Below are 17,047 nucleotides of genomic sequence, written 5' to 3'. Positions count from 1 at the left end.
GCCGGAAAACGGCCCACAAGGCCGTTTCCATCGAGGAAGGACGAAGGGCGGCGGGGGCGAAGCCCCCATCACCCGTTCCGCTCGCCGCGAGAGATCACCCGCCCCAGCCGCGCCGCGATCTGGCTCTGGCTGCGCTGGAACCCGGCCACATCCGGCGTCGTCACGTTGAAGGTGACGTTCACCGCCCGTCCGCCCCCCGCCGCGGCCACGCCCAGCCGCCCGTCGGCGCCGTGCCGCAACGGCATGATTGCCTCGGGGCCCGCCTCGCCCATCAGCCCGGTCGCCCCGCGCAGGGGGAAATGCGTGGGTTGGCTCACGACGCCGCCCTTGGCAAAGGGCATCACCCGTCCTTGCGAAAACGCCCCGCCATCCGCAAAGGGCAGCGCCCCGCCAACGAAACCGCTGACCCCCTGCGCCAGCGCTCCCGCCATCGCCTGCTGCACGGGCCGCATCGCCACGGCAAAGACCGTGTCCGCCATGCTTTGTGCCACGCCCTTCAGCGCGTCCGACAGCTTCACCCCGTCGAACGCCACGCCCTCGAAGGCGCGACGCAAGCCCCCGCCGAAGCCCGAAGTCAGCGAGGACACCTCGCGCCCCGTCTGCCCCATGACCTGTCCCAGCCTCGAAAGCTCCGCCTCGAAGGCCGCCGTCATCCGGCCCGACTGGTCCAGGCGCTCGCCCAGACGATCGAGCCCGTCGCGGCCGAAGCCGTCCCTGTCCGCCATCCGCTTTCTCCATTCCTCAACCGTCGGGAAACTCGGCCATCAGGTCGCCCAGCCGCCCGCGCGTCATCGCGCCCGCGCCGAACTCGATCCCCAGCATCAGCGCCAGTTCGGCGGGCGTCAGGTCCCAGAACTCGCGCGGCCTCAAGCCAAGCCCACGGAGCCCCGCGCGCATCAGCCCCGGCCAGTCGAGTCCCCCCCCAGCGCGGGCAGCCTCCCCGCCGCCCGCGCCGCTCATGCCGCCCCGTGGAAGGCGCGCGCGATCAGCTCGGCCGCGACCCGCGCCGCGCCCACCGGCCCGCCATCCACCTCGACCACCATCAGATCGGGCACCTCGCCCTGCCAGCCGCCGCCGCGCAGCCCCGCGACCAGAACGGCGATCACATCGCGGCTGGAAAACCGCCCGCTCTCGAACCGCTCGATCACGCCCAGCAGGCTGTCGCAGCCCAACTCGCCTTCCAGTGCCGCCAAGGCGCCCAAGGTCAGCCGGGCAACATGGCGCTGGCCGTCCAGCACCACCGCCACCTCGCCCCGATGCGGGTTCACGCTCACGGCTCGACCACTGCCACGGCCAGGAAGCTCAGCGCCCCGGCCGAGGCCAACGACAGCTCATAGGTCGCCTCGCCGTTATAGCTGCCAGCGTATTCCAGCCCGGTGATCTGGAACGGTCCCTCGACCGTGCCGAACCCCGGGATCACCACCTGAAAGCGCGGCACCTCGCCGTCGAAGAAAGCCTGCCGCGCCCGCGCATCCGTCGCCTCGTCGCGGAAGACCCCGGACCCGGAAATCGAGGCCGACCGCACCCCCGCGCCGCCCAGCAACTCGCGCCAGCCGCCCTCGCTGGCGACGGAGGTCACGTCGATCGTTTCCGCGTTGAAGGCCAGCCGCGTCGCCCGCAGCCCGGCCACCGTGGCAAAGCTGCCGTCGCCCGTCATGTCCATCTTGATCAGCAGGTCGCGCCCGTTCTGCACCGCCATCACCCAGTCCTCCTCATGCCACCTTCAGGCCCAGGTCGATCCGCGCGCGGAATGTCATGTCCACGCGGCGGCCCGAGCCGCCATCCGCAGGCCGCGCCCGCGCGCTGACGAACCACAATCCGGCCAGATGGCCGGTCGAAAGCGAAAGCGCGCCGTCCTCCAGCGCCTCGACGACCGCCCCCGCGGCCTCCTTGACCGGGGCGAAGCCGCCCCTGTCCTCGGTGCCCGACAAGACCGAGACGATGAAGTCGTGCCGCGCGCCGCCCCCTGTCATGTCGCCCGCGTCGGCCACATCCTCGGGCCCCAGCGCCACATGAGTGCCGCTGGGAGGCGCCGCAGGCATCGCGTCGAAGATCGCGTCACCGACCAGTTCGGCCAGCGCCACGTCAGCCCGAAGCGCCTGATAGACCGCAGCCTGCAAGGCCACGGATGCGTGGAAACTCATGTCAGCCCCTCTTCCCTTGCCCGGCAGTCCAGCCACAGCCCGGCGGAACCCGCCTCAGCCACCGCCTCGATGCGGAAGACCCGCCCGCCCATGCGGAACCGCTGCCCCGCAACCGGCCTGCGCGGATCGCCCGCCCGCGCCGCGCGCACCGTGATCCGCCAGGGCACAACGCTTTCCGCCCCGACCTCGCCCTGCCGCTCGGCGCCCGAGCCCGCCCGCATCTGCGCGTAAAGGATGCCCAGCGCCCGCCATTCCATCCGATAGCCGCCCATTCCGTCCGCCACCCGTTCTGGACGTTCCAGCACCAGCGGTATCGTCGCCCGGGGCGCGCTCATGCCCGCCCCCCTCGGCCCGCGAGGGTCCGCACAGCCCGCCACCGCTCGATCAGCGCCCCGACCCCGTGCGGCAGCGCCAGTTGCGTGCCGTCGAACCCCCGGTCCTCGTAATATCGCGCTGCCAGCATCATCACCGCCTGCGCCAGATCGCCCGGCACCCGGTCCCAGCTTGTCCCGAAGCCCGCCGCAAAGCGCACCGTGACGAAGCCGCCCAGCGGCACCGCCGGCAGGCTGGACCCCAAGGGCGCCAGGATTGGCCGCTGGTTGTCGGGAACCAGCCGCCACAGGCTCGGCGGCACCTCGGTCACGATCCCGGCATGGTCGGTCATCTCGACGGTCTCGACCGACAGCGCCGGGGCCAGCGGCAAGGGCTGGCCGCGGGGATCGCGCCAGTCCTCCAGCCGCAGCCGGAACACCCGCGTCAGCAGCACCTTGCCGGTGCGCGCCTCGACCGTGGCGATGGCGGCGCGCAGGAAGCCCGCCAGCGCCGCATCCTCGGTCGCATCCTCGACCGGCTCGAACCCCGACCCCATCCGCAGGTGGCCCCGCAGCGCGGCGACGGGCAGCGACGCCTGTGCCGGTGCGGTTTCCTCGACGAGCAACATTCCTGAAACCTCCCGTTCCAATAGCAACCGCTGGTGAAAAGGCGGGGCCGCGGCGCGGCCGCAGGCCACAGCGCGCGCGGACAGTGGCTGTGCCGGTCTGGCCGGCAGCCCGCCGCGACCCCGCACCCCGCGTCCTCAGCTACCCATGTGCAGCAGCTTGTAGGCGCGGGGATCGACGACCGCGCCGCCGACGCGCTTGGTCGCGTAGAATAGCACATGCGGCTTGGCCGAGTAGGGGTCACGCAGGATGCGCAGGTCGGGCCGCTCGGCGATGGTGTAAGCCTTGCGGAAATCGCCGAAGGCGACCGACTTGGACCCCGGCGAGGGGTTCGGCATGTCCTCGGAAATCAGCACCGGATAGCCCAGCAGCCGCGCGGGCTCGCCCGCCGACAGCCCGTCAGACCAGAGGTAGCGCCCGTCGCCGTCGCGCATCCGGCGCACCATGCCGGCCAGGCGGCTGTTCATCAGAAAGGCTGCGTTCGCCCGGTAGCCCGCGCCCAGCGCATAGACCATGTCGATCAGCGCATTGGCCGGGGCCGCTGCAGCGAAATCGCCCGCCGCCCCCGTGGCCACGAAGCCCACCTGCGTCTCGTTCGCCGCCGCGTTGGGGGCAGAGGGCACGCTCAGGATGCCGCGCGGCTTGTCCGAGCCGTTGCCGGTGATGAAGGCGGCCGCTTCGGCGCGGGCGAACTTCTCGGCAATCCGCTCGGCCAGCCAGCTTTCCAGGTCGAACGAGGCGTCATCCAGCAGGCGTTGCGTGGCCTTCGGCATCGCGGCCAGCTCGTGCAGCGCGATCGAGATCTTCTCGACCTGCGGCGTGTCGGTCTCGGCCGTGGCCGTCACCTCGGAGGCCCATCCCGCGCCGATGTCCGTCTTGTCCATCAGCACTTCGTAGGCCGAGGCCTCGACCTGCACGACCGTCGCCAGCGACCGCAGCGAGCCGGTGGTGCGCAGCACCTCTTGCACGGCTTCCGAGATGATCGGCACGGCCAGGTAGCCCCCATCCGTGCCCGAGGCCATGGCCTTTTCTTCCAGCGCCAGGCTGCGCAGGCCGGTGTCGTCGCCGCGGCGCAGATAGGCGGCGAAGGCCTTCTGGTGCGGCGCCTCGATCTCGGCGGCCTGCGACAGGGGCGAGCGGCCCCGGAAGGCGGTCTTGCGGTCCAGCATGGTCATGCGTTTGTCCTGTGCTTGCAGCTTTTCATCGACATTTTCGCGGAAGGCCTTGAGTTCATCCACGAACTCGGCCATCGCGCCCTTCAGTCCTGCGGGCATGGCGCTCCCGCCCGCGGCATCCACCTCGGTCATCGCCGTCTCTCCTCGTCAGAAAAGGCGGTCGCAGCGTCCCGACCGCCTGCCGTCGGCACGGGCGCATGGCCCGGCCGGTTCCTTCGCAGCGCAAGGGCGGCGGGTCCGGGGCGCCTCACCAGCCCCGCCCTCCCGCCGCCCGGCCGCGATCCCTTGTGTCAGCCCCGCAGCGCGGCCGAGGCCGCCCGCAGCGCCTCGGCCAGCGCGCCGGCCTCGTCACCCTGATCCTCGGACTTCCGCCCGACCTTGGCCTCGCGCAGCATCGGAAAGGTCACGAGCGAGACCTCCCACAGTTCGACCTCGGTCAGCACCCTCCGGCCCTCGCGGTCCCGCTCGGCCCGCACGGTGCGATAGCCGATCGACAGCCCGTCGATGGCCCCCGCCGCGATCAGCGCCGCCGCCTCGCGCGCCTGCGCCACCTCGGGCAAAAGGCGTCCCCGGACCCACAGCCCGCGCCCGTCCTCGTGGATCTCCTCCCAGATGCCGATGGGCTGGGCAGGATCGTGCTGCCACAGCATCCGCACCTTGTCCCCGCGCGCCGCCAGCCGTCCCAGGCTCGCCGCGTAAGCGCCCGGAGCCACGATGTCCCCGCCCTGGTCCGCCACCCCGAACAGGCTGGCGTAACCCTCGAGCACATGGCCTTCCGTCAGCACGGGCGCGCCGCCCGCGAACTTCAGCTCAAGCCCCAGATCGTCCATCCGCATCCCTCAGACCCCTTTTTCCGCGAATTGCAGGATCGACTGGACCGCCTGCGTCAGGATCACGGCGATGACGCCGTAGACCGTCATCCACAGCCGCCCCTCCAGCCCCTCGATCAGCGCCTCGATCCGTTCGAGCCGCTTGTCCACCTGCCCGAACTGCAGCGCCATGATCCGCTCCTGCGCCTCCAGCTTCTGCTCGTGCCAGACCGAGCGGCGGTCGATGAACTTCGACCCCTCCATCTCAGCCCCCCGCGACCGGAGGCAGCCCCAGCGCCGCCCGTTTCTCGGCATCCGTCAGGAAGCCCGCCGCCCCGACCCTGGCCCAATGCTGGTCCCGCTCCTCGGCCAGCGCCGGAACCTGGTCCAGATCGGGCTTGAGGTCGATCTCGACCCCCAGATGCTCGGACAGCCACCAGGCGACTCCCGCCGCGACCCGAGTCGCCAGCGGCAGCACCGTCAGCCGGTAAAAGGCCCGGTGCGCCTCGGCGTAATTGGCATAGGTCGCGTCCCCCGGTATCCCGATCAGCATCGGTGGCACCCCGAAGGCCATCGCGATCTCCCGCGCCGCAGCCAGCTTGGTCTCGTGGAACTCCATGTCCGAGGGCGAGAACCCCATCGGCTTCCAGTCCAGTCCGCCTTCCAGCAGCATCGGCCGCCCGGCATTGCGCGCACCCTGATGATGCTGCTCCATCTCGCTGACCAGCCGATCATACTGGTCGGGGCTCAGCACCCCCTGCCCGTCCGCGCCCTTGTAGATGATCGCCCCACTCGGCCGCGCCGCGTTGTCCAGCAGCGCCCGCGACCAGGCGCTGGCCGAATTGTGGACATCCACCGCCACCGCCGCCGCCTGCATCGGCGACAGCCCGTAATGGTCATCCGTCGGATGAAAGCTGCGGATGTGGCAGATCGGATCGGGCGAGCCGGTCATGTCGAAGCGATGCTTCCGCCCGCCGACCGCGTATTCATAGGCCACCGGCCAGCCATCCGCCCCCGGCACCACGCTCATCCGGTCCGACCGCAGCACGTGCAGCTCTCCCGGCAGACCCGAGGCGCCCACATCCACCGCCTCCAGAAACCCGTTCCCCGACAGCAGGATCTGCCCGAACAGCGCCTCGAACAGCTCGGCCCGGCCCTGCCCCGGATTGGGCCGCCGCATCAGGTCCAGCACCGGATGCACCTCATAGCGCCGCTCCGCGTCCTGGCAGACCAGAGGCACCGCCGCCGCCGCCTCGGCCACCAGCTTCACCGCCCGGAACCCCACCGGGTTGCCGACAAAGCCGCCCCGCGTCAGCGCCCCCATGTCCCGCGCGCCCCACAGCGCCCGCCCAGCCCCCTGCGCCGCCATCACCTTCCCGGCCGCGCTCGCCTTGGCCTCGACCACCGCCGCGACCGGCGCCACCCTTTCTTCGGCGGCCCCTTCAGGGGCGCCCATGTCTTCCCGCGGCCCGCGCCGCCCGAACCACCGCATCGCCATGCGTGCCTCCTGATCCAATGAAAAAGGGCCGCCCCCACGGACGACCCCTTCGATCCTGCCGAAACCCAGAAGGCTTCTTTCTGGCCTCGTTACACATTCAGCCGCGCAGCAAGGTGCGCTACAGCCCCCGAACCTGAGGCCGCCGATAGCTCGCCGCCGGCTCGATCATCAACTCGTGGACCGCCCAGACCAGCGCATCCAGCCGGTCAGGCGAGCCGCGCCCCTCATAACCGCGCACCGTCATCCGGCACATCTGGTCCTCCAGCGCCCCCAAGGCCCCGGATCGCAGATGCTTCACCCGCCCCTGCTCATACAGCGCCGCCACCGGCTCGGCCCTCAGCCCCTTGCCCCGGCCCGCGCGCAACGCCCGGAACGGCACCAGAGGGTCCACCTGCCGGATCACGCTTTCCACCAGATCGCCGCCCTGGTTGACCTCGGCCACCAGCCGCTCGGCCCCGTGCCGCTCAACCGCCGCGATCGCCGCTCGCGCCCAATCCAAAGGCCCGCCCCGCACCGAGGCATCCTCTAGCACAAACGCCCGCCACTCCTGCGGCGGCCCTTCGCAGACGACCCCCGCGACCACGATCCCGCATTCGTCGCTGGACTTCCCCGCCGTCACCGACGGGTCCACTGCCACCACCACCCGGTCCATGGCAGGCGCCGCATCCACCCGGCACCCTTCCAGCATGGAGGTCGTCCACAGCGCACCTTCCACGTCGTCCAGCAGCACGCCCTCAAGCTCCTGCCGCCCCAGCCGGGTCCCGGCATAGCGCGCCTGAACCTCGGAAAGAAAACTCTCCGCCAGATAGGCCCGGTTCGCATCCGTCGGCGCATGCGTCACCACCGTGGACGGGTTCCGCAGGATCGCCTTCAGCACCCCCACGTTGCGCGGAGTCGTCGTGACCACCTGCTGCGGGTTCTCCCCCAGCCGCAGCGCGAACTGCAGCATGTCCCAAGTGTCCTCGGCCTTCTTCCACTTCGCCAGTTCATCGACCCATGCCGCATCGAACTGAGGACCACGCAAAGCCTCCGGCTCATGCGCCGAATAGACCGTCGCCGTCGCCCCGTTCGGCCAGACGAGCCGCCGCCGCCCCGCCTCCCACACGGGCCGCCGGTCCGGCGGACAGCAGGCCAGAATCCCCGAGTCCCCCATCACCATCACGTCCCGCCCCTGATCGAAGGTCTCGGCCACCAGCGCCACGCGCCGCGCCCGCCCCAAAGCCTCGGGAGTCGCCCCTTCGACCTGAGCGCGCACCCATTCGGACCCGGCGCGGGTTTTCCCCGCCCCGCGTCCGCCCATGATCACCCACGACTTCCAGTCGCCCGCGGGGGGCAACTGGTGCGGCAAGGCCCAGAACTCGAACAGCCACGGCAAGCTTGCCAGCGCATTGTCCGACAGGCCCGAAATGAAGGCGTCAACCTCCTCCGGCCCGGCGGAGGCAAGCCAGGCGGCGCCCGATCTCGTCTCGTGCGGCGGCAAGGTCGAGGCGGCCGGCCCCGACATCTCCGGCGACTTCCTTGCGAAGCTTGTCAACTCGGTTCCTTTCCTCCAGCACCAGCTGGGTCGCGGCCCGCAGGTCGCGCACCAGCCTCGCGGTGTCCTTGACGTCATCGGTGCTGCCGCCCCGCAGCCCGATCCTCAGCCTGTGCAGCTCCTCGGCCACTTCGCGGAACATCTCGCCCGCGACGTCGATCGCCTCGCCCGCACCCAGCGCCCCCTCGTCCCCCCCGGCAACGAACGGTCCTGCCAGGGGTGCGCCCCCCGGCTCGAAACTCATGTCCATGTTGTTGATGCCCTGCCCCCGGTGCCTGTCCGCACGAGCAAGAAACGAAAAAGCGGCCCGAGGTCTCACCGACCCGGCCGCTTGCCCACCTCTTCCAGCATGTCGAATGTGTACCCGAGACCGTTCGCAAAGTCAATCCGCAACACGGCCCCGGCACCCGCCATTCGGTTCTTTCCAAATCCTTTACAACAACTTACCCGGCGCAACACCCCACCGTTCAGCACGCAACACCGCTGCCGCGAGGCAGGAAATACCTCCCGAATCCATCCCCGATGCAGCGTGACAGCGATTTCTGCAGCAGAGCGTTTCTCGATGTCGTTTCCTGAATTTCGAGGTCAAGGCCGGCTGAAGAATCCTGCCTTCGTCGTGGCTCTGCCGCGATGCCTGCCATGAGCACGCACCCCGTTCAATCGGCTCTTCTGACTGCCAGTTCTGGCCACCGTTGAAGGGATGCTGAAGGCATCCAGAACATATCTGCCCTGCCACCGAGCTTCTTCGGCAGGTCCGACAAAGGACCGCCTTGCCGCCCGTCATCCGCGTTGTCGTTCCTCGATCCGTGCCGCCAGCGCAGCGAGTTGCTCGCGGATGCCGGGGATCTCCCAGAAGCCCGCGGGTCAGGTCGGACCGATGGCAAACAGGCCCTCGATACATTGTTCCTCGTGGTCATGGATGGTGCAGTCCATTGCGACGTCAAGCCGATCCGCAACGGGTCGAGCCGGACCTGCCCCCCGTTCGACCATCGCCCGCATCAGCGGCCAGCCGTTGCGCACCGCATCCCGGCAGATGCCGCGGCAGTCGATGATACGCGGGGCGGGAACCCTCGATGCACCCGGCCCGACCGGGCAGCCGCGCCCGGGCGGTCACCCCCACCCCGCCCGCATGGACCGACAGGAAGCCGCCCCCTATCACCCGAAGCCACCCAGCGGAACAGGGCGCTGACCGGGGCGCTTGGCGGAACATCACCCGGTCACAGGATCGGGGCACGGCCAAGCCATGCTGGCCCGGCTGCAGGCCGCGCCGCAACAGGCCCAAGCCCCCTCGGTGGCCGTGCGCCGACAGCGACAGCGCCCGATCGATCATCGGAAGCCCCGTGCAAATGATCAGCACACGCCCGTCCGGGTCCGTCCGGGGATCGGGTCCCATCCCCCCGTCAGCAACCCCAAGAGGCGGGAACCTTGCGTCAGGGCGCTGAAGGACAACGACGTATCCCTGCCGGACCCTGCGAACCGCCGGGTGGCGATGGCGATCGTCTCCAGTTGCGACAGATCACACCAGGCCAGCAGAAGAATCTCGCTTCACGCCCGAGCCTGCGGCAGGACCGGGTCCGCCCGGCGCGCAGTTTCTTCGGCCTGAGGTCGTGCAGGAAAGGCCGCCACCAGCTTTCCATCATTCCGCCTTGCCCGCCATTCCGTTCAGGCCCGAGTCGGCCTGCAGTTCCGTCGCCTCATGCCCGGCGACTGGCTTCTTTCTGCCCTCCGCCCGACCTTCGCCCCGCCAGGTGGCGCCGGTTCATGAGCCTCGAAGATTGCGCGTCTCGAAATAGGCAACGGCGTGGTCGGCGAAGCGCTGGGCGATCTTTCCAGCATGGGCCACCGCGCGAAAGGCGAGGACGACCCGCAGCGGCCGCAGGTCGTCGCGGATCTGCAGCGTCCTGACCTCGCCGCCGTCATAGGTCAGGGGCGATGGCGGGCGCATCACCAGCAGGGTAAAGCCGAAGCCTGCCGCAACCGCAGAGCGCACCGCCTCCATCGAGGTCGAGGCATAGGCGATGGGCGGAGAGATGCCGCCTGCGGCAAGCAGGTCCTCGAAATAGCTGCGGCTGCCGGGTGCGTCGAACATCACGTAGGGCGCGTCGGCCAGTTCCGACAGATCGACCGCATCGCGCCCGGCCAGCGGGTGATCCTTGCCGACGACGGCCATCGGCCGCAATTCGGCCAAGGGCCTGAACGCCAGTCCCCCGGCAGGCGCCCCCTGGTCATAGGTCAGGGCGAAATCCAGCGAACCCTCGCGCAGCCCATCCGCAAGCTGCACCAGCGACAGTTCCTGCTGCCGGATCGCGATGCCCGGCGCAGCCTCGGCAAAGCTGCGGATCAGGCCGGCGGCATAGAAGGGCGCGAGCGTCCAGAAGACGCCCAGCCGGATCTCGCCCGAGGTTCCGGCAGCAAGCGCCAGCGCCTCGCGTTCCATCTGCCGGGCGTCGTCGTCAAGGCGCCTGACATGGTCAAGGAACAGCCGCCCCTGCAGCGTCAGGGTCAGCCCGCGCGCATGATGCCGCTCGAACAGGACAAGGCCGGTCACGTCCTCGAGCTTGTCGATCGCCTGCGCCACCGAGGGCTGCGAGATGTTCAGCACCCGCGCCGCCTGCGCGATGCCCCCCTGCTCGGCCACAGCGCGGAAATAGGCGCATTGGCGAAGCGTGAAACGGACCATATCCTGCCTTCCTTCTGCGAAGGATAAATGAGTTTTCATATTCTTTCGGGGAAGTTCAAGCTGGCGCAAAGCCATGCCAACAAAGGTCGCCCCCATGTCGCTGGACCAGCCTGTCGCCGAACTGCTCGACGCCGCCGCCCGCCCGCTGGAGGACGCGCGTGCCATGCCGCCTTCGGTCTATACCAGCCCTGCCTTCCTGCAGCGCGAGATCGAGACGATCTTTTCCAAGGAATGGATCTGCGTCGGGCGGTCGGATGGGCTGGCGAACCCCGGCGATTACGTCACCTGCGACCTCGCCGGCCAGCCGGTCATGGTCATCCGCGACCGCGAGGGTCAGGTCCGCGCCTTTTCCAACGTCTGCCTGCACCGGATGTCCACGCTGCTGGAAGGCTCGGGCAACGCCCGCGTCATCGTCTGCCCCTATCACGCCTGGACCTACGGGCTGGACGGCAAGCTGCGCGGGGCGCCGTTCATGGCCCAGACCACCGGCTTCTGCAAGCACGACTATGGCCTGCCCAGCATCCGCTGCGAGGAATGGCTGGGCTGGGTCTACATCACGCTGGACAACGACCGCCCCAGCGTCGCGTCCGAACTGGGCGAACTGGAGAGGCTGATCGCGCCCTACGGGATGGAGAACTACGTCCAGTGCTTCCGCGAAACCCATGTCTGGGACACCAACTGGAAGGTGCTGGCCGAGAACTTCATGGAAAGTTACCACCTGCCGGTCTGCCATGCCGACACCGTGGGCGGCCATTCCAGGCTTGAAGAGATGGAGTGCCCGCCAGGCCTGCGCGCCTTCAACTATCACTGGATCACCAAGGAAGCCTCGCTGGCGATCGGTAACGCCCATCCCGACAACACCCGGCTGGACGGCCACTGGCGCAAGACCACGGCGCTGATCACGCTGTATCCCAGCCATCTGATCACCCTGACTCCGGGCTATTTCTGGTATCTGTCGCTGCATCCCAAGGGCACGGGGCAGGTCGCCATCACCTTCGGCGGCGGACTGTCGCCCGAGTTCATGAAAGACCCCAAGGCGCCGGAATACATCGCCAGCCTCAAGGCGCTGCTGGACGAGGTGAACCTGGAAGACCGGGGCTGCACCGAAAAGGTCTTCCGCGGCCTGTCCGCCCAGATGGCGCGGCCGGGGCACCTGTCCTATCTGGAACGGCCGATCTACGACTTCATGCAGTATATCGCCGAGCGCACCGCGAGCTTCGAGCGCAGCCTTGCGCTGGCGGCCGAGTAAGCCCGGCCGCATCGCCCCGGCGACCGGGCGGCGCCGGACCACGACCGGCCGGGACATCCGCCGCCCCTGCTGATTCGCCCGGCTTTTGCCTGCACCGGGGCGGTTCCCCGTGGGACCGTTCCCGGACTGCCTGCCTTTCGGGCAGTCCCGCCTTCGCCCTGGCGTCCTGCACGCCACTGCGCCAATTGCAGGACCACAGGCGCAGCTTAGTTTTCCCCGAAGCAAGGCTGCGGAAAACGCTTATTTACCCCTGGGCCCCAGAGTTCGGATGATCCGGGAATGGCCGGGCGGACAGCATGACCGCCTGCCCGCCCATGGCCGTCATCCTCAAGACCCGGATACGCGCCGCGACATGGGTCGAACAAGCAGACCAAGGACAGGGACCAAGGAATGAAGCAACTGATGGTTCAGGCGACCGCGCTCTGCGCGCTGGCACTTCCGGCCCATGCCGACCTGACGGTGATGAGCTGGGGCGGCGCCTACGAGAAAAGCCAGGTCGAGGCCTACAACAAGCCCTTTACCGCGGAAACGGGAATCGCCGTCAACATGACCTCGGCCGACAACCCGGCGGGACCGATCAAGTCGATGGTGGACGCAGGCAACGTCACCATCGACGTGGTGGACCTTGAATATACCGACGCCGTGCGCCTCTGCGACGAGGGCGTGCTGGAAGAGATCGACCATTCCACCCTGCCCCCCGCGCCTGACGGCACCCCCGCGGCCGAGGACTTCCTGCCCAACGCCCTGACGGATTGCGCCGTCGCCTCGATGGTCTTCGCGACCGTCTACGGCTTCGACACGACCAAGTTCACGGACGAGCAGCCCTCGACCATCGCCGACCTGTTCGATGCAGAGAAGTTCCCCGGCAAGCGCGGGCTGCGCAAGGGGCCGAAGATCAACCTTGAAATCGCGCTGATGGCCGATGGCGTGCCGGCGGCCGAGGTTTACGACGTGCTGGCAACCCCCGAGGGCATCGACCGCGCCTTTGCCAAGCTCGACACGATCAAGCCCCATGTCGTCTGGTGGGAGGCCGGCTCGCAGCCGCCGCAGCTTCTGGCAGATGGCGAGGTCGCCATGACCACCGCCTACAACGGCCGGCTGTTCTCGGCCATCGCCGCCGAGAACAAGCCCTTCAAGATCGTCTGGGACGGGCAGGTGCAGGAATACGAACTGTTCGCGGTGCCGAAGGGGACGCCGAACCGGGACGCCGCGATGGACTATATCCGCTTTGCCACCGGCACCCAGCGGCTGGCGGACCAGACGAAATGGATCGCCTATGGCCCGGCCCGCAAGTCGTCGATCCCGCTGGTCGGCACCTTCGAGGATGGCACCACCGAGATGAAGCCGTTTCTGCCCACCAACCAGGACAACATGGCGAATGCACTGCAGTCGTCCCATGACTTCTGGGTGGACCGCGAGACCGAGATCACCGAGCGCTTCACCACCTGGCTGTCGCGATAAGCCCTGCGCGGCCGGTGACGCGCCGGCCGCTCACGCATCCTCGGGCATGGGGCCGCCGCCGGACAGGCGGTGGCTGTTGCGCCGGACCCATTCGCTGGCGCTGGCAAGGAAGGTCCGGTGCAACTGGCTGCGTTCCACCGCCGTGCTGACCAGCATCCCCATCTTCATCGCCCGCGCCTTGCCCGCCAGCGGCAGAAAGCGCAGCGGGCGCCCGTCGGGGGCCACGTCGTTCAGGGGCCGCAGGTTGACGATGGAATAGCCGAAGCCGTTGGCGACGAGGCTGCGCAGCACCGCCATGTCCCGCGTCCGTTCCGTGATGTTCGGGCGCAGGCCCCGGTCGGCGAAGAAGGACAGGAAGTAGTCGGCGCTCAGCGGCAGGTCCAGCAGCACCATCCGGTGCGGGGCCAGTTCCTCGACCGAGACCTCGGGCTGGTGGGCCAGAGGGTGATCCTCGCTCATCGCGACCAGCGGCGGCAGCTCCATCATCGGGAAGAAGCGCAGGTCGGCGGGCAGGTCCAGGTCATAGGTCAGCGCGACGTCGATCTTCGCCTGCCGCAGCAGGCTGAACAGTTCCGCCTGATCGGCCTCGACCTGCGAAATGCGGACCTCGGGGTATTCCTCGGCAAAGCTGCGCCGCAGCGCCGGCAGGACGGCATGGGCGAAGGTGGTCATGCAGCCGATCGCCAGCGGCCAGCGGATCGAGCCGGACAACTCGCGCGCAAGGTCGCGCAGCGCCGCCGCCTCGCGCAGCACCATGCGGGCGTGTTCCAGCAGCTTGCGCCCGGCCAGCGTCGGCGTCAGCCCCTGCGCATGGTGGCGGACGAACAACTGGACGCCCAGTTCCTCTTCCAGATGCGAGACCCCGGCCGAGATCGAGGGCGGCGAGACGTTCACCTGCTGGGCCGCCGCGGCGATGCTGCCCGCCTCGCCCACCGCCACCAGGTATTCCAGTTGCCGCAAGGTATAGCGAACGGGCATTTTCCTCGGGTCTTTCAGGCGCAGGGGACCGCGGCGACGGCCACGGCCCGGCACGCTAAGTCAAAGACCAGAGCCGGACAAGGCGCTCCTGCGCCCGCTATTCGTCGCCCGGCACCCCGTAGGAGGGTGCCGCGCGGGGATCGAGCGCGCGCTGGACATAAGCATCAAGCTGGGGCTTGTAGACCTCCCATGCCGCGGCGACGGCCTCGATGGGGCAGGTGTCGGTCCAGTCGCAGCGCAGGTCGGCGACCGGCCAACTGACCCTGTCCACGATCTTCATGCCGGCGGAATGGACCGGCCCGGCCTCGCCCCCCGCCGCAAGCCCCGCGCGCATCGCCGCGATCAGCCTGTCGCCCAGGTGGCCGGTCGAGGACAGGAACCCGTCCACGATGGCCTGCGGCACGCCGTCATCGGCCAGCAGGTTGCCGCCCGAGGCGACGTTTTCGGCCTGCGCCTGCGTCCAGATGCCCAGCGAGTTCGGCCCCGAATGAATGGCCGTCCGCCCGTTCCGGTCCACCGCCAGCACCTGCCGGTATTCGATGAACCGGCCCCGGCGCCGCACCTCGGCAATCGCGTCCTCGGCGGAAAGACCGCCTTCCATCAGATCCAGCGCCATCGGCCCCAGCGTCGGATCGGTGACGTTCTGCGAGGCGACCGCCCCCACCCCGGCGCGGGCATAGGAACAGCGCGCCGCGACGGCGGGCGAGGAGGACGAGATGGCGACGCCGAACATCCCCGTCCCGGCGCAGCGGGCGACAAGCGAGAAGGTCATCGGCTCACTCCGGGATCACGGCGGTGGCGTCGATCTCGACCAGCCACTCGGGGCGGGCCAAGGCCGAGACCACCAGCCCGGTCGAGACCGGATGCACGCCGCGGATATATTCGCCCATGGTGCGATAGACCGCCTCGCGGTGGCGAACATCGGTGATGTAGACGACGACCTTGACCAGATGCTCCATCCGCCCGCCCGCTTCCTCGATCAACTGGCGGATGTTCTGCATGACCTTGTGGGTCTGCTCGGCCGGATCGTGGCTGTCGAGGTTCCGCGCATCGTCGAGGTTCTGCGGGCATTGCCCCCGCAGCCAGACGGTCCGGCCCCCCTGCGTCACCACCGCCTGGCAGAGATCGTTGTCCAGCTTCTGCTCGGGGTAGGTGTCGGCGGTGTTGAACTTGCGGATACGGGTGTGGGCCAAGGCGGTCTTCCTCGTGGTGCTGTGAAATCTCTGTGCTAGCCGGCGCGGCGCTGTCCGTCGGGCTGCTGCTGGGCCGCGCCCTGATGATAGTCGAGATACTTGCGCTGGATGCCGATCTGCTCGGCGATGTGCCTGGCGTCGTGCCAGACGCCCCAGATGAAGCTCGACCCCCGCCGCGACTGCCAGGGCAGGCCGAGGAAATAGATGCCCGGCTCGACCGAGACGCCGCGCTGGTGGATGGGGCGGCCGCGTTCGTCGAAGGCGTCGATCCTCATCCAGCCGTAATCGACCGAGAAGCCCGTGGCCCAGATGACCGTGGCGATTCCCGCCCCGGCCAGATCAAGTTCGCGGATCGGTCTGGCGATGCAGTCTGCATCCGGCCAGCGGCGCCGTGCCCCGGGGTCTTCCGGCAGGTCGAGGCCGTTGCGCCGGGCATAGTCGTCGGCCTCGTCCAGCAACCCGTCGTGATTGGCGTCGCCGTTGTTCAGGTTCGTCACCAGATCGTCCGCAAAGACCAGCCTGCCGTCCGCATAGCCTTCTGTCCGGCCCACGAGGATCATGCCCTCCTGCGCCAGACGGCGGAAGTCGATGGTCTCGCCGCCCCGCGCGCCGCTGACGGCGATGGTGACATGCTCGGTCCCCGGTTTCGGCGCGGCCATGTCCCACTTGCCCAGCACCCCCAGCCACCAGCAGAAGTCGCGCCCGCGATAGCTGCGCGGCGGGCGGTCATGCGGGCCCACGGACAGATAGACCTTGCGTCCCGCGCGGCGCAGTTCGTCCGCGATCTGCACGCCGGACGAGCCTGCCCCCACGATCAGCACCGCGCCCGGCGCAAGCTGGCCGGGGTTGCGGTAGTCGCTGGAATGAATCTGCGCCACGCCTGCGTCGGCGGGGATCACGGGCGGAATGACCGGCTTCTGGAACGGGCCGGTTGCGGCGACGACACGCTGCGCCTCGAACGTCCCCTGCGAGGTCTCGACCCGGAAGCCGGGGCGTCCGTCCAGCCGCTCGACCGATCGCACCTCGACGCCGGTGCGGACGGGGGCGCGGAACCTGCGGGCATAGGCTTCCAGATAGGCCGCCACCACCTCCTTGTGCGGGAAGTCGTCGGGGCCGGTTCCGGGATCGACCTCGTCGAAGGTCATGCCGGGAAAGCGGTCGTGCCAGGCAGGCCCGTTCGCGACCAGCGAGTCCCACCGCCCCGAGCGCCAGCGTTCCGCGATCCGGTCCCGTTCCAGCACCAGATGCGGCACTCCGTCCCGCGTCAGATGCTCGCTCATCGCGAGCCCTGCCTGCCCGGCGCCGATCACAAGCGTGTCTGTCGTCTCAACCGGCATCCCTGCGTCCTTCATGGCCCCAAAGGATGTAACCGCGCGATGCACAGGCCG

At 69.2% G+C, this 17,047-nt stretch carries 20 protein-coding genes; 2 read left to right on the top strand and 18 right to left on the bottom strand.

Going from position 1 to position 17,047, the window contains the following annotated elements:
* Window positions 1-68: 68 nt before the first annotated feature.
* The 14 genes from H5395_RS03765 to H5395_RS03700 all read right to left on the bottom strand — a co-directional run bounded on the left by H5395_RS03765 (window position 69) and on the right by H5395_RS03700 (window position 10,778).
* Window positions 69-725 (bottom strand): phage tail tape measure protein, encoded by a 657-nt coding sequence (locus H5395_RS03765; protein ID WP_182791197.1) that lies wholly within the window; start codon window positions 723-725, stop codon window positions 69-71.
* A gap of 16 nt (window positions 726-741) precedes the next feature.
* The gene (locus H5395_RS03760; protein WP_182791196.1) at window positions 742-960 is read right to left on the bottom strand and encodes a phage tail assembly chaperone; all 219 of its coding nucleotides are present in this window, start codon (window positions 958-960) and stop codon (window positions 742-744) included.
* Complete coding sequence (locus H5395_RS03755) at window positions 957-1,274, bottom strand: gene transfer agent family protein (protein WP_234450897.1); 318 nt, start codon at window positions 1,272-1,274, stop codon at window positions 957-959. The genes H5395_RS03760 and H5395_RS03755 overlap by 4 nt, the downstream gene beginning before the upstream one ends.
* Window positions 1,271-1,699: a phage major tail protein, TP901-1 family gene (locus H5395_RS03750; protein ID WP_182791195.1), complete on the bottom strand. Its 429-nt coding sequence runs from the start codon at window positions 1,697-1,699 to the stop codon at window positions 1,271-1,273. The genes H5395_RS03755 and H5395_RS03750 overlap by 4 nt, the downstream gene beginning before the upstream one ends.
* A gap of 13 nt (window positions 1,700-1,712) precedes the next feature.
* Complete coding sequence (locus H5395_RS03745) at window positions 1,713-2,144, bottom strand: DUF3168 domain-containing protein (protein WP_182791194.1); 432 nt, start codon at window positions 2,142-2,144, stop codon at window positions 1,713-1,715.
* Window positions 2,141-2,479, bottom strand: coding sequence for a head-tail adaptor protein (locus H5395_RS03740; protein ID WP_182791193.1), 339 nt, complete (start codon window positions 2,477-2,479; stop codon window positions 2,141-2,143). Before H5395_RS03740 ends, H5395_RS03745 begins: the two co-directional genes overlap by 4 nt.
* Window positions 2,476-3,084 carry a hypothetical protein gene (locus tag H5395_RS03735; RefSeq protein WP_182791192.1) on the bottom strand — a complete coding sequence of 203 codons (609 nt, stop codon included), beginning with the start codon at window positions 3,082-3,084 and terminating at the stop codon, window positions 2,476-2,478. The genes H5395_RS03740 and H5395_RS03735 overlap by 4 nt, the downstream gene beginning before the upstream one ends.
* A 135-nt stretch (window positions 3,085-3,219) precedes the next feature.
* Complete coding sequence (locus H5395_RS03730) at window positions 3,220-4,389, bottom strand: phage major capsid protein (protein WP_182791191.1); 1,170 nt, start codon at window positions 4,387-4,389, stop codon at window positions 3,220-3,222.
* A gap of 158 nt (window positions 4,390-4,547) precedes the next feature.
* Window positions 4,548-5,093 (bottom strand): HK97 family phage prohead protease, encoded by a 546-nt coding sequence (locus tag H5395_RS03725; protein ID WP_182791190.1) that lies wholly within the window; start codon window positions 5,091-5,093, stop codon window positions 4,548-4,550.
* Between the two features lie 3 nt (window positions 5,094-5,096).
* Window positions 5,097-5,330, bottom strand: a complete 234-nt coding sequence (locus H5395_RS03720; RefSeq protein ID WP_182791189.1) for a hypothetical protein — start codon at window positions 5,328-5,330, stop codon at window positions 5,097-5,099.
* 1 nt (window position 5,331) lies between these two features.
* Window positions 5,332-6,522: a phage portal protein gene (locus tag H5395_RS03715; protein ID WP_234450938.1), complete on the bottom strand. Its 1,191-nt coding sequence runs from the start codon at window positions 6,520-6,522 to the stop codon at window positions 5,332-5,334.
* A 160-nt stretch (window positions 6,523-6,682) separates the two neighbouring features.
* A complete protein-coding gene (locus H5395_RS03710) occupies window positions 6,683-8,068 on the bottom strand; it encodes a DNA-packaging protein (protein ID WP_182791187.1) in 1,386 nt (461 codons plus the stop codon).
* Window positions 7,980-8,342, bottom strand: a complete 363-nt coding sequence (locus H5395_RS03705) for a permease (RefSeq protein ID WP_255440502.1) — start codon at window positions 8,340-8,342, stop codon at window positions 7,980-7,982. Before H5395_RS03705 ends, H5395_RS03710 begins: the two co-directional genes overlap by 89 nt.
* Before the next feature lie 1,515 nt (window positions 8,343-9,857).
* Complete coding sequence (locus H5395_RS03700; protein ID WP_182791185.1) at window positions 9,858-10,778, bottom strand: LysR family transcriptional regulator; 921 nt, start codon at window positions 10,776-10,778, stop codon at window positions 9,858-9,860.
* Between the two features lie 94 nt (window positions 10,779-10,872).
* Here H5395_RS03700 and H5395_RS03695 point away from each other — a divergent pair, with 94 nt between their 5' ends.
* Together H5395_RS03695 and H5395_RS03690 are read left to right on the top strand one after the other, a co-directional pair.
* Window positions 10,873-12,027, top strand: a complete 1,155-nt coding sequence (locus H5395_RS03695) for an aromatic ring-hydroxylating dioxygenase subunit alpha (RefSeq protein ID WP_182791184.1) — start codon at window positions 10,873-10,875, stop codon at window positions 12,025-12,027.
* A 390-nt stretch (window positions 12,028-12,417) separates the two neighbouring features.
* Window positions 12,418-13,488 (top strand): ABC transporter substrate-binding protein, encoded by a 1,071-nt coding sequence (locus H5395_RS03690; protein ID WP_182791183.1) that lies wholly within the window; start codon window positions 12,418-12,420, stop codon window positions 13,486-13,488.
* Between the two features lie 30 nt (window positions 13,489-13,518).
* Here H5395_RS03690 and H5395_RS03685 read toward each other — a convergent pair whose 3' ends face one another.
* The 4 genes from H5395_RS03685 to H5395_RS03670 all read right to left on the bottom strand — a co-directional run bounded on the left by H5395_RS03685 (window position 13,519) and on the right by H5395_RS03670 (window position 16,996).
* The gene (locus H5395_RS03685; protein WP_182791182.1) at window positions 13,519-14,466 is read right to left on the bottom strand and encodes a LysR family transcriptional regulator; all 948 of its coding nucleotides are present in this window, start codon (window positions 14,464-14,466) and stop codon (window positions 13,519-13,521) included.
* A gap of 97 nt (window positions 14,467-14,563) precedes the next feature.
* Window positions 14,564-15,238: a DUF1028 domain-containing protein gene (locus H5395_RS03680; RefSeq protein WP_182791181.1), complete on the bottom strand. Its 675-nt coding sequence runs from the start codon at window positions 15,236-15,238 to the stop codon at window positions 14,564-14,566.
* A 4-nt stretch (window positions 15,239-15,242) separates the two neighbouring features.
* Window positions 15,243-15,659 (bottom strand): RidA family protein, encoded by a 417-nt coding sequence (locus H5395_RS03675; RefSeq protein ID WP_182791180.1) that lies wholly within the window; start codon window positions 15,657-15,659, stop codon window positions 15,243-15,245.
* A 35-nt stretch (window positions 15,660-15,694) separates the two neighbouring features.
* Window positions 15,695-16,996, bottom strand: a complete 1,302-nt coding sequence (locus H5395_RS03670; protein WP_182791179.1) for an NAD(P)/FAD-dependent oxidoreductase — start codon at window positions 16,994-16,996, stop codon at window positions 15,695-15,697.
* Window positions 16,997-17,047 lie beyond the last annotated feature (51 nt).

Source organism: Paracoccus sp. MC1854 (assembly GCF_014164635.1).
Lineage (GTDB): Bacteria > Pseudomonadota > Alphaproteobacteria > Rhodobacterales > Rhodobacteraceae > Paracoccus.
The sequence above is the reverse complement of the archived record's forward strand: the minus strand, read 5'-3'. Positions and strand labels throughout refer to the sequence as shown.